This is a genomic window from Microbacterium sp. GQ128, from assembly GCF_059758615.1.
The window spans coordinates 715,281-740,598 of record NZ_JCAXDY010000001.1; the positions used below are offsets into that span (position 1 = coordinate 715,281).

Consider the following 25,318-nt stretch of genomic DNA (forward strand, 5'->3'; position numbering starts at 1 on the left):
GGCTTCGACGCGAAGCCGGGGCGTCGGAGCGCATTCACCCCGGCGGGCGAATGCCGAATGCGGCGAGCCGCGCGCCGAGAGCCTCCGCCGTCCGGATGTGCGCCCCGCCCCAGCGAACGACACGCCACCCGGTGACCCCGCGGATGTCGTCCTCACGACGCTTCTCCGCGAGGACGGCGTCTACGGGCGTGGGCGCGAGCCGCAGGTCCGACTCGAGGTATTTGCCCTCACCGTCGAACTCGCCGAATGCCCGGGAGCGGCGGAATCCGAAGTCTGCGAAATAATCCGCTCCCGCTGCGCCCACGATCGGCACCTGAAGCTCGATGTCTCGGAACCCGAGCCGGTGGAGTTGAAGTCTGCTCACGCTCTCGCCCGGCAATTGTGCTCGACCGTCCGCGAAGTCCCCCACCCATCTGGCGCGCCGAACACCACGCAACCCCGCGGCGCACCTCCCTCGGAAATCATCTCGCCAGGCGGAGTCGGCCTCGAGGTCGATGTCATGCCCCCGTACCGAGACGAGCCGAAGAGCAGCATCCGCCGCGGCGACCGCGGCCTCAGGTCGAAGCACTCGGGCGACGTCGAAGACCGTGCGCGCAAGCGACGTGCAGAGCATTCCGTGGTGCCGCACGATGTCCCCGGTGTCGAGCGATATGGCGTGACGCGCGACCCCCGACTCGCTGCGGCTGTGGCGACGACCCCGGATAACTGTGTGGACGACGTCACTGATCGGTCCCACCAACGGCAGACCCCACAGTGCCGCGGCGGAGGCGTGCGAGAACACCGGACCGTCACCTGGGCTCGCTCGCCGGACTGCGACAAGGCGAATCAGCTGCCGTCCCTCCGGCCAAAGGTCCTCCCAGGCGGCACTCTCGATGTAGTGCCCCCGGTGGACACGGCGCAGGGCACCGCGATCGACCGCGCCCCGCAGCGTCCTCTCCGAGAATCCTCGAAGCAGTAGCTCCTCCCGCGACTGCAGCAGGCACTCGGCGCGATCGAGGTCGATTTTTCGTGGCATCCACCATTCTGGCCCCACGGAATGCGGGACAACCCGGGGTCCACAGGCTCGTCCACGCAGATCACCGATGTGCAGGAGGACTGGCGGCCGCCGAGGCCCCGAGTAAACGCCGAGACCCCGCCTTCCTGGAGTTGAGAAGGCGGGGTCTCGACGGAAAGGCGGGGTCTCGGCGGAGGAGCTCAGGCGTCGAGGCGCAGGAGCCAGCCGTGCTTGTCTTCCCGGCGGCCGTACTGGATGTCGGTCAGCTCTTCGCGCAGCGAAAGCGCGAGCTCGCCCAGCGGCTGCGGCTCGTCGAACCCGTCGCCGACGAGTGCGCCGATCGGGGTGACGACCGCGGCCGTCCCGCACGCGAACACCTCGACGATGTCGCCGGAGGCCACACCCTCGCGCCACTCGTCGATCGAGATCGGCCGCTTCTCGACCGTGTAGCCGCGGTCCTCTGCGAGCTGCAGCAGCGAGTCGCGGGTGATGCCCTCGAGGATGCTGTCGGACTCGGGGGTCACCACGCGGCCGTCCTTGAAGACGAAGACGACGTTCATGCCGCCGAGCTCCTCGACGTCGCGCTTCTCGTTCAGGAACACGACCTGGTCGCAGCCCTTCGCGCTGGCCTCGCTCTGCGCGAGGAGGCTCGACGCGTAGTTGCCGCCGGTCTTCGCCTTGCCCGTGCCGCCCTTGCCTGCGCGCGCGTACTCCTCGGAAAGCCAGATGCGCACCGGCTTCACACCACCGGTGAAGTAGGCGCCCGCGGGGCTGGCGATGACGTAGTAGGCGACCTTCTGCGCGGCGCGGACGCCGAGGAAGGCCTCCTTGGCGAACATGAACGGCCGCAGGTAGAGGCTCTGGTCGGCGCCGGACGGCACCCAGCGGCCGTCGACGGCGATCAGCTCACGCAGCGACTGGATGAAGTACTCGGTCGGGAGTTCCGGCAGCGCGAGTCGGCGGGCGCTGGCCTGCAGGCGCGCCGCGTTGCGGTCGGGGCGGAACGTGTGGATCGAGCCGTCGGCGTGGCGGTAGGCCTTGATGCCCTCGAAGATCTCCTGCGCGTAGTGCAGGACGGATGCCGCGGGGTCGAGCGGGATCGGACCGTACGGCTGCACGCGCGGACGGTGCCACCCGCCCTTGGCGGACCAGCAGATGTCGACCATGTGATCGGTGAAGACCACGCCGAAGCCCGGATTCTCCAGCGCCTCGGCGAGACGGTCGGGTGACACAGCGTTCAGGTTCTTCATGACGAGGAACTCCAGTGGAGCCACGGTCGCCTCGGCATCGATGGTCGTCATCTCATCATCCATTCCTCGTGGGTGGGCGCATCTTCGCGCCCGTTCAGCCTACGCCTGCAGTCAGAGGCGTGCAGTGATCGCGGAGCCGATCTCCGCGGTGGTGCGCGCGCCGGAGCGGGCGGCGATATCGGCCTCGACCGCGGCGCTCACGCGAGCAGATTCTTCGGCGAGGCCGAGGTGGTCGAGCAGCAGTGCGATCGAGAGGATCGCGGCGGTCGGGTCGGCCTTCTGCTGGCCAGCGATGTCGGGCGCCGAACCGTGCACGGGCTCGAACATCGAGGGGAACGCGCCGTCGGGGTTGATGTTCCCCGAGGCGGCGAGGCCGATGCCGCCGGTCACGGCTCCGGCGAGGTCGGTGAGGATGTCGCCGAACAGGTTGTCGGTGACGATCACATCGAAGCGCGCGGGATCGGTGACCAGGAAGATCGTGGCTGCGTCGACGTGCAGGTAGTCGACGGCCACGTCGGGGTGCGCGGCGGCGACCTCGTTCACGACGCGCTGCCAGATCGCGCCGGCGTGCACGAGGACATTCGTCTTGTGCACGAGCGTCAGCTTCTTGCGACGGCGCTCGGCGAGCTCGAACGCGTAGCGCACGACACGCTCCACACCGAAGGCCGTGTTCACCGAGGTCTCGTTCGCGACCTCCTGCGGCGTGCCCTTGCGGATCGCGCCCCCGTTGCCGACGTACGGACCCTCCGTGCCCTCGCGGACCACGACGAAGTCGATCTCTCCGGGAGCTGCCAGCGGGCCGGGGGCACCGGTGAAGAGCTTCGACGGCCGCAGGTTCACGTAGTGGTCGAGCGTGAAGCGCAGCTTCAGCAGCAGTCCCCGCTCGATGTTCGCATCCTTCAGGCGCGGGTCGCCCGGAGTGCCGCCGACCGCGCCGAGGAGGATCGCGTCGTTCGCCGAGATCGACGCGAGGTCTTCGTCCGTGAGGGTGTCGCCGGTCTCGAGGAAGCGTCCGGCGCCCAGCGAGAAACGGGTCTTGTCGAAGACCACGCCGCTGGAGGCGGTGACGGCGTCGAGCACCTTCTCCGCCTCGGCGATGACCTCGGGACCGATGCCGTCACCGGGGATGACGGCCAGCTTCACGACACGCGACATGACACTCCTTGCGCACTGCACGGGGATGGACCGGCCGGGCCCGACGAGGTCGAGCGGGCCGGTCCTCCCAGCGTACTGGTCAGTGCGAGGGGGCCTTGCGCAGTGTGACGGCCGCGATGACGCCGGCGACGACCACGAGGCCGGCGCCGATCAGCGACGTCACCATGACGCCCGAGCCGAACGCCGCGGCCGCGGCATCCCAGAGCGCCGTGCCGAGCGCCGCGGGGAGCTCCTGCGCCGCGGTGTAGGCCCCGGCCAGGGTCTCCCCCGCCGCGTGCGCAACGTCGGCCGGCAGCCCCTCCGGAAGCACGAGTGCACCACGGTAGAACGCCGTGATGATGCCGCCCAGCACCGCGGTGCCGAGCACGGCGCCGAGTTCGTAGGCCGTCTCGGAGACGGCACTCGCCGCACCCGCCTTTGCGGCGGGGGCGCTGGAGAGGATCAGCTCGTTGGAGATCGTCTCGGCCGCGCCGATGCCGATGCCGAGCACGACGAAGGCGACCACGAGCGGGAGCACGCCATGCTCATGGGTCGTGAACGCCACGATCAGGTAGCCCGCCACCGAGAACGCGAGTCCGACCGGGATCACGATGTGCGGCGGGACACGGCGCGAGACGGGCACGACCGAGAGGCCGGCGACGATCATCGCGAGCATGCCGGGCACGAGCGCCAAGCCCGCCATCATCGGCGACAGCCCGAGGACCAGCTGCAGATGCTGCGACACGAAGTAGAGGAAGCCGACGAGCGCGACGACGCTGAGCAGGTTCACCAGGATCGCCCCGGAGAACGAACCGCGCCGGAACAGCGCCATGTCGAGCATCGGCGTCCGGGAGCGCAACTGGCGACGGACGAACAGGTACCCCATCCCGAAGCCGAGCAGAGCCCAGGCGCCGGCCGTGAGGCTCGGTCCGTCGACGGCCAGCGACTTGATCGCGTAGACGACGGGGATCATGGTCGCCATCGACAGCGCGATGCTGATCAGGTCGATACGGCCCGGGTTCGGGTCGCGGCTCTCCGGGACGAGCAGCGGTGCCGCGATCAGGAGCGGGATGAGCACGGGGACGGCGATGAGGAAGACCGATCCCCAGGCGAAGTGCTCGAGGAGGAATCCGCCCACGATCGGGCCGAGCGCGGACCCAGCGGAGAACGCCGACGCCCACACCGCGATCGCCATGCGACGCTGGTCGCGGTTCTGGAAGATCGAGCGCAGCAGTGAGAGGGTCGACGGCATCAGCATGGCCCCGAAGAAACCGAGGAGCGCGCGGGCGGCGATGAGCAGCCCCGCCGTGGGCGCGAAGGCAGCGAGGGCCGAGACCGCGGCGAAACCGGTGGCGCCGATCAACAGCATCTTCCGGCGGCCGAAGCGGTCGCCCAACGTGCCCATCGTCACCAGGAGGCCGGCGAGCACAAGCGGGTACACGTCGATGATCCACAGCTGCTCGGCCCCGGTGGGAGCGAGCGCGATGGAGATCTCCGGGAGCGCGAAGCTCAGCACCGTGTTGTCCACCGACACCAGAAGCACCGGCAGCATGAGGACGATCAGGGCCGCCCAGCCTCGGGCTCCGACGCGGGGAGCATCCGTCTCTGTCGTCGGGATCGACGCAGTACGGGTCATGGAACACCTCTCAGAATCTTGATCGCACGGTTAGTGAACCGTCCGGATGGTATAGTAACAGAGTTCCCGCCCCTTCCCTGTGCAGAGGATCCACGATGCCCCGACCTCCCCTCGCCCGCGAGAAGGTGCTCGACGCCTTCGAAGCGATCCTCATCGAAGACGGCGAACGCGCCGCGACGCTCGACGCGACGGCCAAGGCTGCGGGGGTCTCCAAGGGGGGCCTGCTCTATCACTTCGGTTCGAAGGACGAACTCGAAGCCGGGCTGATGGAGCGCCTCGACCGCCTGACGACTCTGGATCTGGAACGGATGTCCGCCGCCGAGGAAGGGCCCGTCGCCTACTACGTGCGCACATCGGTCATGGAGGACGATGCGCTCGACCGCGCGCTCATCGCCGCGACCCGACTCGCCCAGGGCGGATCCGTACCGGCAGCCGACATGCTCCGCGACACCCGACGCCGCTGGGCGGAGACGATCCGTCCGCACGTGCGGGACACGGCGAGCCTCGACCTCGTGATGCTGGTCAGCGACGGCCTCTATTTCAACAATTCGCTCGACGTGCACGGACCCGAGCGATTGGTCCCCCGCAGCGACGAGCTCGCCGAGCTGATCGCGCTGGTCCTGAAGGCGACCGGCTGACCGCACCGGAACACGCAAGAGGGCGGGAGCATCACGCTCCCGCCCTCTTGTCTGAAGCCGCCGATCAGACCTCGGTGATCTCGATCTGACGGAACAGGTCGGCGTCGATCGCGTCGCGCACGTCGTCGAGCAGCTCGTCGGACACCGGGGAGTCCAGCGTCAGCACGCTGAGCGCCTGCGCGCCGGCCGCCTTGCGGGCGATCTGCATACCGGCGATGTTGATGCCCGCCTCGCCGAACTTCTGACCGTAGACCGCGACGATGCCGGGGCGGTCGGTGTAGAGCATCACGACGTGGTGCTTCTCGATCGGCAGCTCGAGCGTGTGGTCGTTGATGCCCACGAGCTTCTCCGTCTGCTTCGGACCGGTGAGCGTGCCGGAGACCGAGAGCTGCGAGCCGTCGGACAGGGCACCGGTGAGCGTGATGACGTTGCGGTACTCGTCGCTCACGTCGTCCTTGAGCAGACGCACGGCGATGCCGCGCTGGTCGGCGAGGAGCGGCGCGTTCACATACGACACCGTCTCGCTGACGATGTTCGTGAAGACACCCTTCAGCGCGGCGAGCTTGAGCACGCTCACGTCGTAGTCGTTGAGCTCGCCGTGCACCTCGACGTCGAGGCTCGTGAGCGGCGAGGTCGCCAGCGAGGCGAAGATCTGACCGAGCTTCTCGACCAGCGAGATGCCGGGGCGCACGTACGGATCGATGACGCCGCCGGCCACGTTGACAGCGTCGGGCACCAGGTCTCCGCCGAGCGCGAGACGCACGGAGCGGGCGACCGAGACGCCGGCCTTCTCCTGTGCTTCTTCGGTGCTCGCGCCGAGGTGAGGCGTGACGACCACGTTGGGAAGCTCGAGCAGCGGACGAGCGGTACCGCCCTCAGCCGGGGGCTCGGACGTGAAGACGTCGAGACCCGCACCGGCGATCTCCCCCGCGACAAGGGCGGCGTGCAGTGCCTCTTCGTCGATGAGGCCACCGCGCGCGACGTTGACGACGAAGGCGGTCGGCTTCATGGCCTTGAACTGCTCGGCGCCGATCATGCCGGTGGTCTCCGGCGTCTTGGGCATGTGGATCGTGAGGAAGTCGGACTCGGCGACGAGCTCATCGAGCGAGAGGAGCTGCACGCCCAGCTGCTGGGCGCGCGCCGAGGTGACGTAGGGGTCGTAGGCCACGACGCGCATGTCGAACGCCGCAAGGCGCGCCGCGACGAGTGCACCGATGCGGCCGAGACCCACGATGCCGACCGTCTTCTCGAAGAGCTCGGCTCCCGTGAAGGAGCTGCGTTTCCACGCACCTGCGGAGAGCGAGGCGTGCGCGGCCGGGATGCGGCGGGCGAGGCTGAGGATGTGGCCGACCGTGAGCTCGGCGGCGGAGACGATGTTGGAGGTCGGCGCGTTGACGACCATGACGCCGGCAGCCGTGGCCGCCTTGATGTCGACGTTGTCGAGGCCGACTCCGGCACGGGCGACGACCTTGAGCTTCGGCGCGTGCGTGAGCGCTTCCTCGTCGATGCGGGTCGCCGAGCGGACGAGCACGGCATCGGCATCCGCCAGCGCCGCGAACAGCGCCTCGCGGTCGGTGCCATCGACGTCACGGACGTCGAAGTCGGGGCCCAGGGCCTCGATGGTGGCGGGAGAGAGTACTTCGGCGATGAGCACGACGGGCTTCGGCACAGTGGATCCTTCGGGGCAGCGCGGCAGGCGGGAGTGGCCGATGCGCCGCACACCATGGGGGCGCGATCGCGTCAACTCTACCCGAGCGCTCGAGGGCCTCCGTGCCGTGTGACCGTGAGCGACTCAGGCGCTCGGCATCGTCAGGCTGAGCGCGATGAGGCTCATCCAGAAGACCGCGACGACGCCGAGTCCCGCGAGGAACACCAGCGCGAGCTCTCCCACATTGCGTCGTCGCCCGATCACGAACGCGAAGGCGAAGACGATGGCGGGAAACGCGACGCCGAACAGAAGTGTCGCCCATCCCCCTCCGGTCAATCCGGTCTGCGCCATCGTGATCAGGTGCGCGACGGCGTTCCACACCGCGTAGGCGTAGAAGAGCCCGGCCAGACCGATGACTAGTCCGACGAGCCAGCGAGGCGAACCCGCCGAGACCTGCTGAGGAGCGGAAGACGCACTCACGATCCGATCACCCCCACGGTGACGAAGGGCCAGGGAACGAGGAGGACCACGCCCGCGAGTAGCACGGCGACGCGGACCCACGCGGCCCTCCCCCGGGTCAGGACCCAGGTCGCGAGGAACCACAGCGCCGGCGCGGCGATCGCCAACACGAACCACGGCAGGAACATCGCGTCGTCGACGAGGAACGAGGCCAGCGGCTTCAGACGTAGCCCGCCGACGATCCAGCCGATCGTGTACAGGAGATAGACGCCGCCGACGATCCCGAGGATCAGGAGCATCGGCGTGCTCAGGCCGGCGGGCTCGTCAGGCGCAGCGGCGGTGACGGTGCCGTCTTCCTCGACCCTCCCCACGTCTTCGCTGCCCCTGCCCACGGCGTTCCAGCCGTGCGGGAGCGCGCGATCCTTCGGCGCTGCGGCCTCGTCGCCCTCCCAGTTGAGGGCGTCGTCGGAATCGGAAGTCATCTCCCCAGAGTAGGACACCCGGTCCACTATGCTCGGGGTTGCCTCGAGCCGGTATGGCGGGCATCGGAGGGAAAAGGGGAGCACCGTGGCCGACAGCGACAAGAAGAACGCCGACGTCGAGCAGCCTGCGGCGAGCAGCACGAATACCGAGCCGCCCGCCGGATGGGTCCCCACTCCTGAGAGCAAGGCGAAGGCGACCCGTTTCCGCTGGATCGCCGCCGGGCTGTGGGCCATCGCGATCGTCGGCGAAGCCGTCGGCATCTTCTGGCTGCTGCGTCAGCGGGAGTTCGTCGGTGAGGACGGGAAGCTCGTCCGTGACCCCGATACCGGCCTGTTGGAAGAGCAGGGCGTCACCGCGACGTTCCCGCAGTGGGCGTTCATCGCCCTCCTCGTGCTGCTGGTCGTGATCGCCGCACTCTCGATCACCGGATCGGTGCTCTGGAAGAAGGCCAACCGCCTCGACCCAGCGCGCAAGTCCGACAAGACTCGGTTCTTCGTGCAGAACCAGCTCGGTGCGATCATCGCGATCGTCGCCTTCCTCCCGCTCGTCATCCTGATCTTCCTCAATAAGGACATGGACAAGGGGCAGAAGACGACGGCCGGCATCGTCGGAGTGGCCCTCGCGGCTCTCGCCGTCGTCCTCGGCGTGGACTTCGCTCCGCCGTCGGTCGAGCAGTACACGGCCGACCAGTCCGCCGTGATCCAGCTGCTCGGCAAGGACGAGGTCGTCTGGGTCGAGGGCGGCAAGGTCTATCACGTCTGCGACGAGGTTTCGGCGATCCAGACCGGCAGCGAGATCATCACCGGCACGACGGCGGAGGCCGTGGAAGCGGGCAAGAACCGACTGACGCTGCAGTTCGCCTCGGAGCTGCGTGCGTGCGACCTTCCCGTTCCCGAGAACGACGAGGAGATCACCGAGGCACTGCGGGCGATCCAGGCGGGGCAGGTCGACACCGTCCTGCCTGCACCGGAGTGGGCGGATTCCGCCGAAGCACCCATCGTGGTCGAGGAAGCCCCGGCCGAGTGACGGCCGGCACTCTCTAGTCGGCGTCGAGCGCTTCGACGAGCCTCTCCTCGGCTGACGAGAGATGTGCGTCGAGAAGGGCGGCCGCACGCTCGCCTTCCCCTGATTCGACCGCGTCGAGGATGTCGGCGTGCTGCGCGGCGATCACTGCGGCATCGAGCAGGCGCCGCCCCTGCACCTGCGCCATGCACAGCCGCACCTCGTCGAGGACACTGCGGTACATCCGACCGGTCCGCTCGCTCTGGAGCGCGTCGATGAGAGCGGTATGGAACCGGAGGTCGGGGCCCACGGTCGCCGGGTCGGGGCCACCGGGCATCGCGAGGATCTCGGCGTTGGCGTCGCGGGCGGCATCGGGAACCGTCCCCATCACGGCGAGCTCGCGCAGCGCCGCACTCTCCAGCCTCACCCTCGTGCGATAGACGTCGCGCACGGTATCGGAGTCGATCCCGACGACGCGTGCGCTTCGATGAGCGGTGCGCACCAGCAGACCGGTGGCGACGAGCTGTTCGATGGCGGCCTTCGCGCTCGGCCGGGCCACGCCGAACGTCTGCGAGACGGCCGCCTCCGTGAGGGGCGCACCGGAGCGGATCTCCCCGCTGAGGATGCGTCCGCGCAACTGAGCGGTGACGGCGTCGACCACGCCGACGATGCCGAGCGGCGCGTCCGAGGTCGTGGTCATCCGGTCAGTCTAACGAACGCCCCGGCGTCGGTACACTTGTCTGACAATCTCTCGACGGAGCAGAGGAGCACCGTGCCGACCACACTCGCCGAACCGCTGGACCCCGCGCTGCTGGGCCCCACGACCGAGGTGCACTCCCGGTCCATCGACCGGTTCGCCCGCGCACACGACGCCTCCCACTACCTGCTCATCCCGGATGCGGTGCTCTCCCCCGCGGATGCCGAGGGCGTCGCGCGCGCATTCGGCGCGGTGCGAGCCGCGGGACGCACGATGACCTTCCGCTCCGGTGGGACGAGCCTCTCGGGTCAGAGTGTCAGCGGCGACATCCTCGTCGATACGCGCAGCCACTTCCGCAGCATCCGTGTGGAGGGCGACGGCGCATTCGTCCGCGTCGGTCCCGGAGCCACGGTTCGCCAGGTCAACACGCGTCTGACACGCCACCGCCGCAAACTCGGCCCGGACCCGGCGAGTGAGATCGCCTGCACGATCGGCGGTGTCGTGGCCAACAACTCCAGCGGCATGGCCTGCGGCATCACCGAGAACTCCTACCAGACCATCGAATCGATGACGATCGTGCTCCCGAGCGGGACGATCCTCGACACTGGACGCCCTGACGCGAACGAGCTGCTCCGCGCCGCGGAACCGGCGATCGCCGACGGGCTCCTGGCTCTGCGCGCACGGCTGCTCGCCTCGCCGGAACACGTCGCCTTCCTCCGGCAGCAGTTCTCGATGAAGAACACCATGGGATATGGCCTCAACGCCCTGCTCGACTTCGACGATCCGGTGCGCATCCTCGAGCACCTCATCATCGGCTCCGAAGGCACTCTCGCATTCGTCGCCGAGGCACGGTTCCGCACCATCGAGGTGCGTCCGGCGATCGCGACCGGGTTGTTGGTGTTCGAGACGCTGTCCGCTGCCATGACCGCGCTTCCCGATCTGACACGTCTCGGCCTCGCGACGATCGAACTCATGGATGCCGCATCGCTCCGCGTCGCACAGGGGCTGAGCGATGTTCCGGCGACCATCGCGGCGATCGACGTCCAGGGGCATGCAGCCCTCCTCGTCGAAGTCCACGCGTCCGATGCCGCGTCCCTCACGGAGGCGACTGCCGCCGCCCAGGCGCATTTCGAGGAGCTGCCGCTGGCCGTGGCGCCCCGGCTCACGACGGACGCCGCCGAGCGCGCCGCCCTGTGGCACGTGCGCAAGGGCCTCTACACCGCGGTGGCCGGAGCGCGTCCCTCCGGCACGACCGCTCTGCTCGAAGACATCGTCGTCCCTGTCCCCCGCCTGCTCGCGACCTGTGAACGTCTGATCGAGCTGTTCGCCGAGCACGGCTACGAGGGCTCGGTCATCTTCGGTCATGCGAAGGACGGGAACGTCCACTTCCTGCTCAACGAGCGCTTCGACGACGCCGACAGCGTGGCCCGCTACCGCCGGTTCACGGACGACCTGGTCGACCTGGTGCTGTCCCAGCAGGGTTCGCTGAAGGCCGAGCACGGAACCGGTCGCATCATGGCGCCGTTCGTGCGCCGCCAGTACGGCGACGAGCTGACGGACATGATGTGGGAGATCAAGCGGCTGCTCGATCCCGACGGCATCCTCAATCCGGGCGTCGTGCTCTCGGATGATCCCGACTCGTACCTGCACGACCTCAAGCGCGTCCCCACGGTCGAGAACGAGGTCGACCGCTGCGTGGAGTGCGGATACTGCGAGCCGACGTGTCCGAGCAAGAGCATCACGCTCACCCCGCGTCAGCGCATCGTGATCCGCCGCGACATGGCCTGGGCCGAAGAGCAGGGCGATACCGAGCTGCTGCGCGAGCTGCAGAAGGACTACGACTACGACGGAGTGCAGACCTGCGCCGTCGACGGCATGTGCGGCGTCGCGTGTCCGGTCGACATCAACACGGGCGACCTGGTGCGCCGACTGCGGGCGGAGCAGTCGAACGCGATCGAGGGAGCCCTGTGGGGCACGGCGGCGAAGCACTGGAGTACGGTCACCCGTGCCGGTGGCGTCGCCCTCACGGTCGCCGACGCGCTGCCGGCTCCGCTGGTCCGTGGCGTGACCCAGGTGGGACGGGCGGTGCTGGGCGCCGACACCCTCCCTCTCTACGACGGCGGACTCCCCCGCGGCGGGTCGAAACCTCCGCGCCCCGAATCCCCGAGCGACGCAAGGGCTGTGTTCTTCGGCGCGTGCATCGGCACCATGTTCGGCGCGGAGGGCGAAGGTCAGGGATCGAGGGACGCGCTGCGAGAGCTGCTGGACCGCGCCGGGATCCCCGTCGTGATCCCGGAGGAGAACGGCGGCCTCTGCTGCGGCACTCCCTGGAAGTCGAAGGGTCACCTCGACGGCTACCGGCTCATGTCCGACCGGGTGCTGGATTCCCTCTGGGAGGCGAGCCGGCAGGGCGAGTTGCCCGTCGTGTGCGACGCGGCATCCTGCACCGAGGGCCTCGATGTGATGCTCGCGCAGTCGGTGGCGGCGAACCCGAAGTACGCCGGGCTCCGGATCGAGGATGCGACGACCTACGTCGCCCGCGAGGTGCTGCCGCGGCTGACCGTGCGCGCGAAGCTTCCGACGGTGGCCGTGCACCCGACGTGCTCGACGACGGCCCTCGGGGCGACCGGAGCTCTGACCGCGATCGCGGCCGCCGTCGCGGACGACGTGTTCATCCCCGAGGGCTGGGGATGCTGCGCCTTCGCCGGTGACCGCGGGATGCTGCATCCGGAACTCACCGCCAGCGCGACCGCGCAGGAGTCCGCGGAGATCGCCGCCGCAGAGAGCGAGCGCGGCGGCTTCGATGCCTTCGTCTCGGCGAACCGGACGTGCGAGATCGGGATGACCAGGGCCACCGGTCGCCCGTACCGCCATGTCATCGAGATCCTCGCGGAACTCACACGACCCTGACCCCCGGCAAACGAAGAACGGGCGCCCCCGAGGGGACGCCCGTTCTTTCGAGAATCGAATCAGCGCGCAGCACTGCCGTCGACGTAGTCCTCGTCCTGCTGCTTCCAGGCGAAGAGCGAACGCAGCTCCTTGCCGGTGACCTCGATCGGGTGCTGCTCCTCCTTGGCACGCAGCGCGAGGAACTCCTCCGCGCCGTTGTCCTGGTCGTCGATGAAGCGCTTCGCGAAGGCGCCCGACTGGATGTCGGCCAGCACGCCCTGCATGCTCTCCTTGACGCGCTCGTCGATGACGCGCGGGCCCGAGACGTAGTCGCCGAACTCGGCGGTGTCGGAGATCGACCAGCGCTGCTTGGCGATGCCGCCCTCCCACATCAGGTCGACGATGAGCTTGAGCTCGTGCAGCACCTCGAAGTAGGCGATCTGCGGCTGGTAGCCCGCCTCGGTCAGCGTCTCGAAGCCCGCCTGCACCAGGTGGCTCACGCCGCCGCAGAGCACGGCCTGCTCGCCGAACAGGTCGGTCTCGGTCTCTTCCGTGAAGGTCGTCTTGATGACGCCGGCGCGGGTGCCGCCGATGGCCTTCGCGTAGGAGAGGGCGAGGTCCCAGGCGTGACCCGATGCGTCGCGCTCCACGGCGATGATGTCCGGGATGCCACGGCCGGCGACGAACTCGCGGCGAACGGTGTGGCCCGGCGCCTTCGGGGCGACCAGGATCACGTCGACACCCTCGGGTGCGTCGATGTAACCGAAGCGGATGTTGAAGCCGTGCGCGAAGGCGAGCGTCTTGCCGGCCGTGAGGTTCGGCGCGATGGACTCGCTGTAGATGATGCGCTGGTGCTGGTCCGGCGCGAGGATCATGATCACGTCGGCCCACTCGGTGGCCTCGGCGACGGTCTTCACGGGGAAGCCGGCCTCTTCGGCCTTCGCGGCGGACTTGGAGCCCTCCTTCAGCGCGATGGCGACCTCGACGCCCGAGTCGCGCAGGTTCTGCGCGTGGGCGTGGCCCTGCGAGCCGTAGCCGACGATCGCGACCTTCTTGCCCTGGATCAGGGACAGGTCTGCGTCGGCGTCGTAGAAGATCTCGGTGCTCACGGTGTGTTTCTCCTTGTTCTTTGCGTTTCGTCTGGCTTCGCGTGCTACATAAGCGGCGAAAAGTGGGGACTCGGGTCGGTCAGCCGCGCAGGACGCGCTCGGTGATGCTCTTGCCGCCGCGCCCGATGGCGAGGAGACCCGACTGCGCGATCTCCTTGATGCCGAAGGGTTCCAGTGCACGGAGCATCGCGTCGACCTTGCCCTTGTCGCCGGTCACCTCGATCACGAGCGCGTCCGAGGCGTAGTCCACCACGGATGCGCGGAAGAGGTTCACCACCTCGATCACGTTCGAGCGCGTGGCGTTGTCGGTGCGGACCTTCACGAGCATGTGCTCGCGCTGGACCGAGGTCGAGAAGTCGAGCTCGACGATCTTGATCACGTTGATCAGCTTGTTGAGCTGCTTCGTGACCTGCTCGAGCGGCAGCTCATCGACGTCGACGACGACCGTGATCCGGGAGATCCCGGGCACCTCGGTCACGCCGACGGCGAGGGAGTCGATGTTGAAGCCGCGACGGGCGAACAGCCCGGCGACACGGGTGAGGAGGCCGGGGGTGTTCTCCACCAGCAGGCTCAGCACATGAGTCGACATGGATCAGTCCTCCTCGTCGAAGGCGGGCGCGTGCTCGCGGGCGTACTGGACATAGCTGTTGCTGACTCCCTGCGGGACCATCGGCCACACCATGGAGTCGGCGCTGACGACGAAGTCGATCACCACGGGGCGGTCGTTCGTCTCGAGCGCGAGCTGGATGGCGGCATCCACCTCTTCCTCCTTCTCCACGCGGATCGCCAGGCACCCGTAGGCCTCGGCGAGCTTCACGAAGTCGGGGATGCGAACAGTGCCGTGCCCGGTGTTGAGGTCGGTGTTCGAGTGGCGGCCGTCGTAGAACAGCGTCTGCCACTGGCGCACCATGCCCAGCGAGGAGTTGTTGATGATCGCGACCTTGATCGGGATGTTGTTGATCGCGCAGGTCGCGAGCTCCTGATTGGTCATCTGGAAGCAGCCGTCGCCGTCGATCGCCCAGACGTGCCGCCCGGGCTCTGCGACCTTCGCACCCATCGCCGCAGGGACCGAGTAGCCCATGGTGCCGGCGCCGCCGGAGTTCAGCCAGGCGTTGGGGCGCTCGTACTTGATGAACTGCGCCGCCCACATCTGGTGTTGGCCGACGCCCGAGGCGTAGATGCCCTCGGGGCCCGTGAGTTCGCCGATGCGCTGGATCACGTACTGCGGGGCGAGGAGCCCGTCGGTGGTCGGCGCGTAGCCGAGCGGGAACTCGGTGCGGAGGCCGTCGAGGTACGACCACCACTCCTCGATGTCGGGCTTCGCGCTGGCCGTCGCACCGCGGAACGCGGCGTCCAAGTCCGTCAGCACATCGCGGACGTCGCCCACGATCGGCACATCCGCGGTGCGGATCTTCGAGATCTCCGCCGGATCGATGTCGACGTGCACGACCTTGGCGTTCGGGGCGAAGAGCGCCGCCTTGCCTGTCACGCGGTCATCGAACCGTGCACCGAGGGAGACGAGGAGGTCGGCCTCCTGGAGCGCCAGCACGGCGGGAACGGTGCCGTGCATGCCGGGCATCCCGAGGTGCTGCGGGTGGGAGTCCGGGAACGCGCCGCGAGCCATCAGCGTGGTGACCACGGGCGCACCAGTGGACTCCGCGAGTTCGAGGAGCTCCGCCGACGCCTTGCCGCGGATCACGCCGCCGCCGACGTACAGCACCGGCTTCTTGGCCTCGGCGAGCAGGGTCGCGGCGGCCTGGATCTGCTTGCCGTGCGCCTTGGTCACCGGTCGGTAGCCGGGGAGATCGATCTTGGGCGGCCACACGAACGGCGCGGTGGCCTGCTGCGCATCCTTCGTGATGTCGACGAGCACCGGACCGGGACGACCGGTGCCGGCGATCTCGTAGGCCGCGGCGATCGCGCCCGGGATGTCGGCAGCGTCCTTCACCAGGAACGAGTGCTTGGTGATCGGCATCGTGATGCCCACGATGTCGGCTTCCTGGAACGCATCGGTTCCCATCAGCGTCGAGAACACCTGGCCGGTGATGGCCAGCATCGGCACCGAGTCCATGTAGGCGTCGGCGATGGCGGTGACGAGGTTCGTGGCACCGGGACCGGAGGTCGCGATGCACACGCCCACCTTGCCCGAAGCCGAGGCGTAGCCCTCGGCCGCGTGCCCGGCCCCCTGCTCGTGCCGCACCAAAATGTGCCGCAGATCCTCGGCATCCATCAGCGGGTCGTACACCGGGAGGATCGCGCCGCCGGGAAGACCGAAGACATCGGTGACACCGAGCAGCTCGAGCGAGCGGACGACGGCCTCGGCGCCGGTGATCTCCGGAGCAGAGGATTGACGGGCGGGCGGCCTCGGCACAGCCGGGGCGGAGTCAGCAGTCATGACTTTCCTTCTGATGATCTGTGGAGGACACCGGACGCCGGGCGGCCGGGTCAGCCGGTGGTCGCTCCCTCGGCGGCGGACCGCACGAGGCGCGAGTACTTGGCAAGAACGCCTCGGGTGTAGCGCGGGGGAAGCGGCTCCCAGCCGGAACGGCGGGAGGCGAGCTCTGCGTCATCGACGAGTAGATCGAGAGAGCGAGCTGCGATATCGACCCGTATCAGATCACCATCGCGCACGAAGGCGATAGGACCTGCGTCCACCGCTTCGGGTGCTATGTGGCCGATGCACAGGCCGGTTGTGCCGCCTGAGAATCGTCCGTCAGTCAAGAGTAGTACATCTTTTCCGAGCCCCGCGCCCTTGATGGCCGCCGTGATGGCGAGCATCTCGCGCATACCCGGTCCGCCCTTGGGGCCTTCGTAGCGGATGACGATGACGGTGCCGGGCTCGATCTCGCCCTCGGCGACGGCGTCCATGGCGGCACGCTCGCGCTCGAACACCCGGGCAGGGCCCTCGAACACGGCGGCATCGAAGCCGGCTGTCTTCACGACGGCGCCCTCGGGAGCCAGCGAGCCGTGCAGGATCGTGAGTCCGCCCGTCGCGTGGATGGGGTTGTCGAACGTGTGGATGACCTCGCCGTCGATCGGCTGCGGGTCGAGGTCGGCGAGGTTCTCGGCGAGCGTCTTGCCCGTGACGGTGAGTGCATCACCGTGCAGGAGGCCCTCGTCGAGCATCGCCTTCATGATCACGGGGATGCCGCCGTGCCGGTCGACGTCGTTCATGACGTACTTGCCGAACGGCTTCATGTCGGCGACGTGGGGAACCTTGTCGCCGATGCGGTTGAAGTCGTGCAGGCTCAGCTCGACGTCGGCCTCGCGCGCGATCGCCAGCAGGTGCAGCACGACATTGGTGGAGCCGCCGAGGGCCATCGCCAGGGCGATCGCATTCTCGAACGCCTCCTTGGTGAGGATGTCGCGCGTCGTGATCCCCTGACGGAGCAGGTTCACGACCGCCTCGCCCGAGCGGTGCGCGAAGTAGTCACGCCGGCGGTCTGCGGCGGGCGGCGCTGCCGACCCCGGGAGGCTGAGTCCGAGCGCCTCGGCGACGGATGCCATCGTGTTGGCGGTGTACATACCGCCACAGGCACCCTCACCCGGGGCGATCGCGCACTCGATGCGCTTGAGGTCCTCTTCGCTCATGAGACCGGCACGGCACGCGCCGACCGCCTCGAACGAGTCGATGATGGTGACGTCCTTCTCGGTGCCGTCGGAGAGCTTGACCCACCCCGGTGCGATCGAGCCGGCGTACAGGAACACGCTCGAGAGGTCGAGGCGGGCGCTCGCCATGAGCATGCCCGGGATCGACTTGTCGCAGCCGGCGAGCAGGACGGAGCCGTCGAGGCGCTCGGCCATCATCACGGTCTCGACGGAGTCCGCGATGACCTCACGCGACACCAGCGAGAAGTGCATGCCCTCGTGGCCCATGGAGATGCCGTCCGAGACGGAGATCGTGCCGAACTGCAGCGGGTACCCGCCGCCCGAGTGCACGCCCTCCTTGGCGCCCTGCGCGAGCCGGTCGAGGCTCAGGTTGCAGGGCGTGATCTCGTTCCAGCTGGACGCGATGCCGATCTGCGGTTTGTCCCAGTCGGCGTCTCCCATCCCGACGGCACGGAGCATGCCTCGGGAGGTCGTGGCCTCGATGCCGTCGGTGACGACGCGGCTACGGGGCTTGATGTCGATGGGCGCGCTATTGGAGGGATCATGCGAGGACATGACGGAAGTCTATTGCTGCGCGGAGGTGCGTTCGTCCGCCAGCGCCTCCAGAAGCGCGGCGATCTGTTGTGGAGTGTCCACACGAAGCGCCGCAGCGCTCTCCCCCGGGCCGACACGCACTCCGAGGTCACCGGGCCCGAGCACGCGCATCGCGTCCTCGTCCGTGACATCGTCGCCGGCGAACAGGATTCCGGTGGCGTCGAAGCGCTCCCGGAGCGCGGACATCGCCGCGTCCTTGCCCTCCGCGCGCGAGGAGAACTCCAGCACGCGGTGTCCGGCTCGACGGCGCCAGTGCGGGAATCGTTCGGCGACGAGAGCGTCGATCTCGGCGAAGACGCGCTTCTCGGTCGCAGGGTCCGCGCGGCGGGTGTGCACGCCCATGCCGAAGGTCTTCGGCTCGAACTCGGCACCCTCGTAGCGCTCGATGATCGGCTTCGCGGCCGCCCACAGCTCTTCGCGCGAGCCGTCCTCGGTGACATCGCCCGCGATGTCGGCGTCCCCCTCGCCGGGGAACCAGTACTGCGCGCCGTGCGAACCCGCCAGCGCGATCGCGGAGTCGTCGGCGTGCTCGGTGATCACGCGCAGGTCGTGCATGCTGCGTCCGGAGACGTAGGCCACGACAGTGTCGGGAAGCGACGCGAGGCGCTCCACCTGGATGGCGACCTCCGGAAGCGCGCGCGCAGCCATCGGGTCGGGCACCAGCGGTGAGGCGGTGCCGTCGAAGTCGAGTGCCACGACCAGGCGCGGCGTCGCCGCCAGGGCGCTCAGGTCGTCGTCGGCGGTTCCGGGGATCCAGGGGCGCGTCACAGGTTCTCCAATCGCAGGGGGTTCGTTCCCAGTATCGCGGCCCCGCGGATGCTCAGCGTCCGCGCACCTCGGACAGGGCGGTGAGGAACGAGGAGGACCAGGCGTTCACATCGTTGTCCAGCACGCGACGACGCAGCGACCTCATGCGCCGCCCCTGCTCGGCCGGGGGCATCTCCACCGCGGTCATGATCGCATCCTTGAGCCCTTCGATGTCGTGCGGGTTGACCCGCACCGCTTGCCGCAGCTCGTCCGCCGCACCGGTGAACTCGCTGAGCACGAGGACGCCGCGATCGTCGACGCGCGTGGCGACGTACTCCTTGGCGACGAGGTTCATGCCGTCGCGCAGCGCAGTGACCAGCATCACGTCGGCGGCCAGGTAGAGCGCGACCATCTCCTCGCGCGGATAGCCCTGGTGCAGGTATCGGATGGCGGAGTGGCCCATCGTGTCGGTGTCACCGTTGATGCGGCTGACCGCGAGCTCGATCTCGTCACGCAGGTGCACGTAGGCGTCGACGCGCTCCCGGCTGGGGCTCGCGACCTGGACGAGCGTGACGTCTTCGACGTTGAGCCGTCCCTCCGCGAGCAGCTCCCCGTAGGCCTTGATGCGGTGGCGGATGCCCTTGGTGTAGTCGAGTCGGTCGACGCCGAGCAGGATGCGCTTGGGGTTGCCGAGGCTCGCGCGGATCTCGGCGGCGCGCGCGCGGACATCCTCGCGCGCTGCGAGCTCGATGTACGGCGTCGTGTCGATGGAGATCGGGAACGCCCGCGCCAGCGCGGTGCGTGACCCCTCGCCCTCTGGGACAGACACGTGGGGCCCCTTGACCTCGTAGCGAAGTCTGCGGCGCACTGCCGTCAGGAAATAGGTGGCGTCCTGAGCCCGCTGGAAGCCGATGACATCGGCACCGAGCAGTCCGCGCAGCACCTGATCGCGCCATGGCAGCTGGGCGTAGAGGCCGTGAGCCGGGAACGGGATGTGGTGGAAGTAGCCGATCGTCACATCCGGCCGCAGTTCGCGCAGCATCTGCGGGACGAGCTGCAGCTGGTAGTCGTGAACCCAGACGGTGCCCTCCTTCGCGACGGCCGCAGCGGCGGACTCGGCGAACCGGCGGTTGACCCGGACGTACGCATCCCACCATTCGCGGTGGTACTGCGGCGGCGCGATCACGTCGTGGTACAGCGGCCAGATCGTGTCGTTCGCGAAGCCCTCGTAGTACTCCGCAACCTCTTGCGCGCTCAGCGCGACGGGAACCAATTCGATGCCACCGGCTTCGAACGGCTCCAGCTCGACATCCGCCTGCCCCGCCCAGCCCACCCACGCACCGTGCACGTTGCGCATCATCGGCTCGAGAGCGGCTACGAGCCCACCGGGCGACGTGCGCCAGACCTCCTCGCCGTCAGGGCCCTCCACCCGGTCGACCGGGAGGCGATTGGCGACGACGACGAAATCTGCGGCGGTCAAGGGGGACTCCTCACATCAGCGATGAATCAAACCTACCCAGGATCGCGGAATACCGTTGCCGGAGGTCAGACCGTCACCGACGAACGGGGGCGCCTCTCACTGCTGAGAGCCCAGTTCGCCACGCCTGCACCGAAGGCGATGAATGCCGCGATCATCGGCAGCAGGAGCGCAGCGGACGTTCCGACGTTCTCGGCGATCTCGCCGGCCACGGCGGCGCCGATCGACTGCCCGACCACGACGCCGGAGCCCAGCATCGTCATGACCGTCGCGGAGCGTCCACGCGGACTGCGCGCGGCCCCGAAGCTGTACTGGGTGACCAGGGTGGGTCCGATGCCGATTCCCATGATCGCCAGCGCGAGCATCATCGTTCCCGGCGAGTCGACGAAGCCGAGCAGAAGCGTTCCGGCGAGCAGGATGCCGGCGAAGACGAGCCACCGTGCGCGCATCGAGAACGACGGAGGAAGCCAGGCGACACCCAGCGCGAGCACCGCCGAACCGACACCCATCACTCCGTAGAGCAGACCCGCCTGCTCGGGCGCACCGCGGTCGGCCATGAACGACGTCAGCGACGTGAGCATCGTCCCGAAGAAGATTCCCACGCCGAGGATGCCGAGGACGACGATGAGCAGCTGTGGCCGGAACAGTTCCGAGACCGCGGACGGCGCCCGCCCATCCGCGTCGCGGTCCTGCGAGACGTGACGTCCGCTGGGGTGCAACGCGAAAGCGCCGACGAAGACGACGGTGAGCACGGCAGCGCCCACCAGCGGAGCCCAGGGCGCGAACGCGGACGCCAGGATGCCGACCAGGAAGGGCCCGAAGACGAACACGGTCTCATCGGCCGCGGACTCGTACGCCATCGTCCCGGACACCGTCTTGGCGCGACGCGCCTCCGGCATCCGATCGGCGATGATGGTCACCAGACGCGAACGCGAGAGCGGAGCGACCTGCGGCGCCGTGGCGCCGATGCCGACCGCCGCCAGCAGCACGAAGCCGTCTGCGGCATCCCCGTAGACCACGAAGGTGAAGAGCAGGAGCATGGCGCCGTTCGCCAGTGCGAGCACGACCAGGACCACCCGCTGGCCGAACCGGTCGGCGGCGGCACCGAGAAGGGGACCGAAGCACGCCGTCCCGAGGCCGACGGCCGCCGACGTGAGCCCGCCCAGCGAGAGCGACCCTCGGGCCGAGACGACGACGGTCAAGACGCCGACGACCATCATGGCGAACGGAAGCCGCGCGATGAAGGCGATGAGGAAGTAGGGAAGTCCGGCGAGACGCAGAAGGCTCGGGCTCGGCTCGATGATCTGTGGGGGTGCTGATTCGCGTGTCATGGCTCTCGCGCGTCGAAGACGCGATGTCGGGTGCCGCCGCTGTCCGCCGGGATGCCGACGGCCGGTAGATACACGGTTTTTGCGGCCGCGGCGAGCCGCGACGAGCCCAGGATAGCGGATGCGCCCGGGGATCTGCCGGGAGGAGACCATGACGAGCAACGTTCGAGACGGGTCTATTCTGGGCGACACCGCCGCACTGCAGTCCCGCACCTCACTCCTCCGAGGAAGTCCTCCGTTGACCACCGCCCCGCATGCCGCTGCCACCGCACTCTCCCTGCCTCCGCGCTCGCAACGCGCGGGCACCGCGAAGACCTCCCCGGTGCGCGACCTTCTCGCGCTGACCGCGCGCCCAGAGGTCATCTCGTTCGCGGGCGGCCTTCCCGCACCCGAGCTCTTCGACGTCGACGGCATCCGCGCAGCATTCGACGCCGTGCTCGACTCCCCCGGCGTGCTGCAGTACTCGACGTCCGAGGGAGACGCGCAGCTCCGGGAGGAGGTCGCCCGGCGGTACTCGGAAGACGGGCTGCCCACCACGGCATCCGACCTCATCATCACGACGGGTTCGCAGCAGGGGCTCGGTCTGATCTCGACGACGCTCCTCGACCCGGGCGACACGATCCTGGTCGAGGAGCCGTGCTACCTCGCGGCGCTGCAGACCTTCGCGCTGGCCGGGGCGCGCGTCATCGGCGTCCCTTACGACGGGGACGAGCTGGATCTCGAAGCGCTCGACCGACTGGCCACCGCGCACAGACCGAAGTTCTTCTACACGGTGCCCACCTTCCAGAACCCCACCGGTCGCACCCACGGACTCGAGGCGCGCCACGACATCGCCGCCGTCGCACAGCGATGGGGATTCCGCATCGTCGAGGACGAGCCCTACCGCCAGCTGCGGTACTCCGGCGAGCCCCTCCCCTCTTTGGCTGCGCTGGCACCGGAGCACGTCATCAGCCTCGGCAGCTTCTCGAAGGTGATCGCGCCCGGGCTGCGCATCGGATGGATCCGCACGACGGCGGATATCCGCCCCACCGTCACGATCGCGAAGCAGGCAGCCGACCTCCACACCTCCACCATCGACCAGGCCGCGGCGGCCCACTATCTCGTCTCCGGTCGTGGGGAGCCCGCGCTCACGCGCATCCGCGATGCCTACGCTGCCCGGCGCGACGCGATGCTCGAAGCTCTGCCCACCGCGCTGCCGAGCGGCAGTACCTGGAATCGCCCCGACGGCGGCATGTTCGTCTGGGCACGACTTCCTGAGGGGATGGATGCCGCCGAGTCGCTCGGGCCCGCCCTGGCCAACGATGTCGCGTACGTCCCCGGCGTCTCGTTCTACTCCGGGACGCCCGATCGGCGGACGCTTCGCCTGTCGTTCACGACATACTCCCCTGACAGGATCAGGGAGGGGTTGTCAAGGCTCGGGACGACCTGGGGCACGGGAAGGTAGCGTGGGGGCATGCGCTACCTCTTCAGCACCGGACTCGTCGCTGCGATCTCTGCAGGGGTCTCGCTGCTCCGCGGCACCCGCGAGCAGCCGATCACCTGGCGCTCTCTGCTGTCCTGGCTGAGCTGGGGCATCACGATGGCGCTCGCTGTCGGCGCGGTGATCGACATGAACCGCGAACGACGCGGTGTGCTCGTCGACGCCGACTCGCCGCAGTCGGTCAAGAAGGCGAAGAAGGCCCAGCGACTCCAGTTCCGCTCGCAGAAGGCCCTCGCCGACACGCAGGACCACGCCAAGGACGCACGGCGCTGACGCCGCGCGCCCCGAGCGCATCGTTCACCGTGTGAGGATCAGCGCCTCGCCCTGACCGCCACCGCCGCACAGGCCGACGGCAGCGGTTCCGCCGCCGCGACGCACGAGCTCGTGAACGGCGTGCACCACGAGTCTGTTGCCGGATGCACCGATGGGGTGTCCGATCGCGATCCCTCCGCCGTGGACGTTCACGATGCCCTCGTCCAGCCCGAGTTCGACCTGCGAGCGGGCCACCACCGCACCGAACGCCTCGTTGATCTCCACGAGGTCGAGCTGCGAGGGTGCGATCCCCTGCTTTTCGCACGCGCGCTCGATCGCGCGTGCCGGCTGCGCCTGCAGGGAGTTGTCCGGGCCGGCCGTCTGGCCGCTGGCTCCGACCGTCGCGAGCACCGACCACCCCTTCGCCGCGGCCGTGCGCCGCGCGGTGACGACCACGGCCGATGCACCGTCGGAGATCTGGGACGAGTTCCCCGCGGTGATCGATCCACCCTCCGCGAAGGCCGCGCGCAGGCCGCCGAGAGTTTCGACCGTCGTGTCGGGGCGCACACCCTCGTCCTTCGTCACGCGAACCGGCTCGCCCCGACGCTGGGGCACGTCGACGGCGACGATCTCGGCCTCGAACAGACCTGCGTCCTGCGCGGCGGCCGCTCGTTGGTGCGACAGCGCGGCGACGCGGTCCTGCGCCTCCCGCGTGAGCTCGTAACGCGCGTTGTGGCGTTCCGTCGACGCGCCCATGCTCTCCCGGTCGTAGGCGTCGGTCAGACCGTCGTACGCCATGTGATCGAGCACTTCGACGCTGCCGTATGCCCAGCCGTCGCGGGATCCCATCAGCATGTGCGGGGCCCGCGTCATCGACTCCATCCCCGCCGCGACGACGACGTCCGCGTCGCCGGTGCGGATCATCCGGGCGGCGTCGATGATCGCGGTCAAACCCGACAGGCAGACCTTGTTCACGGAGTGGGCCGGGACGTCCCAGCCGATGCCGGCCCCGATGGCCGCCTGCCGCGCGGCGTTCTGACCCGAGCCGGCGGCCAGCACCTGTCCGACGATCACCGCGTCGACATCCCCCGGATCGACGGCGCCCTGCTCCAGCGCGCCTCTGATGGCGAAGGAACCGAGCTGAGGTGCGGTGAAGGCCGCCAGCTGGCCCTTCAGTCGCCCCTGCGGTGTGCGGGCGGCGGCGACGATGACGATGTCGTTGTCATTCATGGTGCGAGGTCCTTTCGTGGAGGAGATCCGGATGGATGGTGAGCGGCGGCTCTGTCGCGGCGATGACCTCGTCCACGCTGACTCCGGGGGCCGTCTCGACGAGTGTCAGCCCCTCTGGCGTGACGTCGATCACGGCCAGGTCCGTGATGATCCGGTCGACCACCCCGCGACCGGTCAGAGGCAGCGAGCACTCGTCCACGATCTTGGCCGATCCGTCCCTGGCCACGTGCTCCATCAGGACGATCACCCGAGCGGCACCGTGCACGAGATCCATGGCACCGCCGGGGCCCTTCACCATCTTGCCCGGGATCATCCAGTTCGCGAGATCCCCGCTCGTCGAGACCTGCATCGCGCCGAGGATCGCGGCATCGATCTTGCCGCCGCGGATCATCCCGAAGCTGGTGGCGGAGTCGAAGAACGCCGCGCCGGGCAGGGTCGTGACCGTCTCCTTGCCCGCGTTGATCAGATCGGGGTCGACGGCGTCTTCGCGAGGGTAGGGCCCGACGCCGAGGATGCCGTTCTCGGACTGGAGCACCACCGTGACGTCGCCGGGCACGTGGTTGGGAACGAGCGTCGGCAGCCCGATTCCGAGGTTGACGTAGGAGCCGTCCTGCAACTCGGCTGCCGCGCGGGCCGCCATCTGGTCTCGCGTGAGTGCCATC

At 68.8% G+C, this 25,318-nt stretch carries 22 protein-coding genes; 5 read left to right on the forward strand and 17 right to left on the reverse strand.

The genetic code is table 11. From position 1 onward, the window contains the following. Window positions 1-34: 34 nt before the first annotated feature. From AC6CHX_RS03505 to AC6CHX_RS03520, 4 genes are all read right to left on the reverse strand, one after another. Complete coding sequence (locus AC6CHX_RS03505; protein WP_452325671.1) at window positions 35-364, reverse strand: hypothetical protein; 330 nt, start codon at window positions 362-364, stop codon at window positions 35-37. Window positions 365-1,194: 830 nt separating this feature from the next. Beyond that, complete coding sequence (locus AC6CHX_RS03510; RefSeq protein WP_136043758.1) at window positions 1,195-2,295, reverse strand: branched-chain amino acid aminotransferase; 1,101 nt, start codon at window positions 2,293-2,295, stop codon at window positions 1,195-1,197. Window positions 2,296-2,355: 60 nt separating this feature from the next. Continuing rightward, on the reverse strand, window positions 2,356-3,399 hold the full coding sequence (locus tag AC6CHX_RS03515; RefSeq protein ID WP_498271641.1) for a 3-isopropylmalate dehydrogenase: 1,044 nt from the start codon (window positions 3,397-3,399) through the stop codon (window positions 2,356-2,358). Between the two features lie 79 nt (window positions 3,400-3,478). After that, on the reverse strand, window positions 3,479-5,014 hold the full coding sequence (locus AC6CHX_RS03520; protein WP_136043756.1) for an MFS transporter: 1,536 nt from the start codon (window positions 5,012-5,014) through the stop codon (window positions 3,479-3,481). A 95-nt stretch (window positions 5,015-5,109) separates the two neighbouring features. Between AC6CHX_RS03520 and AC6CHX_RS03525 the strand changes: the two genes are divergently transcribed. Continuing rightward, complete coding sequence (locus tag AC6CHX_RS03525; protein ID WP_498271642.1) at window positions 5,110-5,652, forward strand: TetR/AcrR family transcriptional regulator; 543 nt, start codon at window positions 5,110-5,112, stop codon at window positions 5,650-5,652. Between the two features lie 64 nt (window positions 5,653-5,716). Here AC6CHX_RS03525 and serA read toward each other — a convergent pair whose 3' ends face one another. The 3 genes from serA to AC6CHX_RS03540 form a co-directional block, all read right to left on the reverse strand. Further along, window positions 5,717-7,321, reverse strand: a complete 1,605-nt coding sequence (serA, locus tag AC6CHX_RS03530) for a phosphoglycerate dehydrogenase (RefSeq protein ID WP_136043754.1) — start codon at window positions 7,319-7,321, stop codon at window positions 5,717-5,719. A gap of 123 nt (window positions 7,322-7,444) precedes the next feature. Continuing rightward, entirely contained in the window at window positions 7,445-7,780 is a 336-nt protein-coding gene (locus AC6CHX_RS03535) for a hypothetical protein (protein WP_376105347.1), read from the reverse strand. Continuing rightward, a complete protein-coding gene (locus tag AC6CHX_RS03540; RefSeq protein ID WP_498271643.1) occupies window positions 7,777-8,241 on the reverse strand; it encodes a hypothetical protein in 465 nt (154 codons plus the stop codon). Before AC6CHX_RS03540 ends, AC6CHX_RS03535 begins: the two co-directional genes overlap by 4 nt. Before the next feature lie 85 nt (window positions 8,242-8,326). Between AC6CHX_RS03540 and AC6CHX_RS03545 the strand changes: the two genes are divergently transcribed. Beyond that, window positions 8,327-9,268 (forward strand): hypothetical protein, encoded by a 942-nt coding sequence (locus AC6CHX_RS03545; protein ID WP_498271644.1) that lies wholly within the window; start codon window positions 8,327-8,329, stop codon window positions 9,266-9,268. A gap of 13 nt (window positions 9,269-9,281) precedes the next feature. Here AC6CHX_RS03545 and AC6CHX_RS03550 read toward each other — a convergent pair whose 3' ends face one another. Next, window positions 9,282-9,944: a GntR family transcriptional regulator gene (locus AC6CHX_RS03550; protein ID WP_498271645.1), complete on the reverse strand. Its 663-nt coding sequence runs from the start codon at window positions 9,942-9,944 to the stop codon at window positions 9,282-9,284. A gap of 72 nt (window positions 9,945-10,016) precedes the next feature. On the opposite strand from AC6CHX_RS03550, the gene AC6CHX_RS03555 reads away from it, so the two are divergent. Further along, complete coding sequence (locus tag AC6CHX_RS03555; protein WP_498271646.1) at window positions 10,017-12,851, forward strand: FAD-binding and (Fe-S)-binding domain-containing protein; 2,835 nt, start codon at window positions 10,017-10,019, stop codon at window positions 12,849-12,851. 59 nt (window positions 12,852-12,910) lie between these two features. Here the strand turns inward: AC6CHX_RS03555 and ilvC are convergent, their stop codons facing one another. From ilvC to AC6CHX_RS03590, 7 genes are all read right to left on the reverse strand, one after another. Then, window positions 12,911-14,119, reverse strand: a complete 1,209-nt coding sequence (gene ilvC, locus AC6CHX_RS03560; protein ID WP_498271647.1) for a ketol-acid reductoisomerase — start codon at window positions 14,117-14,119, stop codon at window positions 12,911-12,913. Beyond that, a complete protein-coding gene (gene ilvN, locus AC6CHX_RS03565) occupies window positions 14,019-14,528 on the reverse strand; it encodes an acetolactate synthase small subunit (RefSeq protein WP_091027442.1) in 510 nt (169 codons plus the stop codon). Before ilvN ends, ilvC begins: the two co-directional genes overlap by 101 nt. A gap of 3 nt (window positions 14,529-14,531) precedes the next feature. Continuing rightward, a complete protein-coding gene (locus AC6CHX_RS03570) occupies window positions 14,532-16,334 on the reverse strand; it encodes an acetolactate synthase large subunit (protein WP_136043748.1) in 1,803 nt (600 codons plus the stop codon). A gap of 50 nt (window positions 16,335-16,384) precedes the next feature. Then, complete coding sequence (gene ilvD, locus AC6CHX_RS03575) at window positions 16,385-18,103, reverse strand: dihydroxy-acid dehydratase (protein WP_091027444.1); 1,719 nt, start codon at window positions 18,101-18,103, stop codon at window positions 16,385-16,387. A 9-nt stretch (window positions 18,104-18,112) separates the two neighbouring features. Beyond that, the gene (gene otsB, locus AC6CHX_RS03580; RefSeq protein ID WP_498271648.1) at window positions 18,113-18,910 is read right to left on the reverse strand and encodes a trehalose-phosphatase; all 798 of its coding nucleotides are present in this window, start codon (window positions 18,908-18,910) and stop codon (window positions 18,113-18,115) included. A gap of 52 nt (window positions 18,911-18,962) precedes the next feature. Then, window positions 18,963-20,369: an alpha,alpha-trehalose-phosphate synthase (UDP-forming) gene (locus AC6CHX_RS03585; RefSeq protein WP_498271649.1), complete on the reverse strand. Its 1,407-nt coding sequence runs from the start codon at window positions 20,367-20,369 to the stop codon at window positions 18,963-18,965. 65 nt (window positions 20,370-20,434) lie between these two features. Beyond that, window positions 20,435-21,697, reverse strand: a complete 1,263-nt coding sequence (locus tag AC6CHX_RS03590) for an MFS transporter (protein ID WP_498271650.1) — start codon at window positions 21,695-21,697, stop codon at window positions 20,435-20,437. 235 nt (window positions 21,698-21,932) lie between these two features. Here AC6CHX_RS03590 and AC6CHX_RS03595 point away from each other — a divergent pair, with 235 nt between their 5' ends. Both AC6CHX_RS03595 and AC6CHX_RS03600 read left to right on the forward strand, forming a co-directional pair. Beyond that, the gene (locus AC6CHX_RS03595; protein ID WP_498271651.1) at window positions 21,933-23,138 is read left to right on the forward strand and encodes an aminotransferase-like domain-containing protein; all 1,206 of its coding nucleotides are present in this window, start codon (window positions 21,933-21,935) and stop codon (window positions 23,136-23,138) included. 9 nt (window positions 23,139-23,147) lie between these two features. Then, window positions 23,148-23,447: a hypothetical protein gene (locus tag AC6CHX_RS03600; protein ID WP_136043744.1), complete on the forward strand. Its 300-nt coding sequence runs from the start codon at window positions 23,148-23,150 to the stop codon at window positions 23,445-23,447. Window positions 23,448-23,471: 24 nt separating this feature from the next. Here AC6CHX_RS03600 and AC6CHX_RS03605 read toward each other — a convergent pair whose 3' ends face one another. Together AC6CHX_RS03605 and AC6CHX_RS03610 are read right to left on the reverse strand one after the other, a co-directional pair. Continuing rightward, window positions 23,472-24,656: an acetyl-CoA C-acetyltransferase gene (locus AC6CHX_RS03605; protein WP_498271652.1), complete on the reverse strand. Its 1,185-nt coding sequence runs from the start codon at window positions 24,654-24,656 to the stop codon at window positions 23,472-23,474. Continuing rightward, the gene (locus tag AC6CHX_RS03610) at window positions 24,649-25,317 is read right to left on the reverse strand and encodes a CoA transferase subunit B (protein WP_498271653.1); all 669 of its coding nucleotides are present in this window, start codon (window positions 25,315-25,317) and stop codon (window positions 24,649-24,651) included. The genes AC6CHX_RS03605 and AC6CHX_RS03610 overlap by 8 nt, the downstream gene beginning before the upstream one ends. Between the last annotated feature and the right edge of the window lies 1 nt (window position 25,318).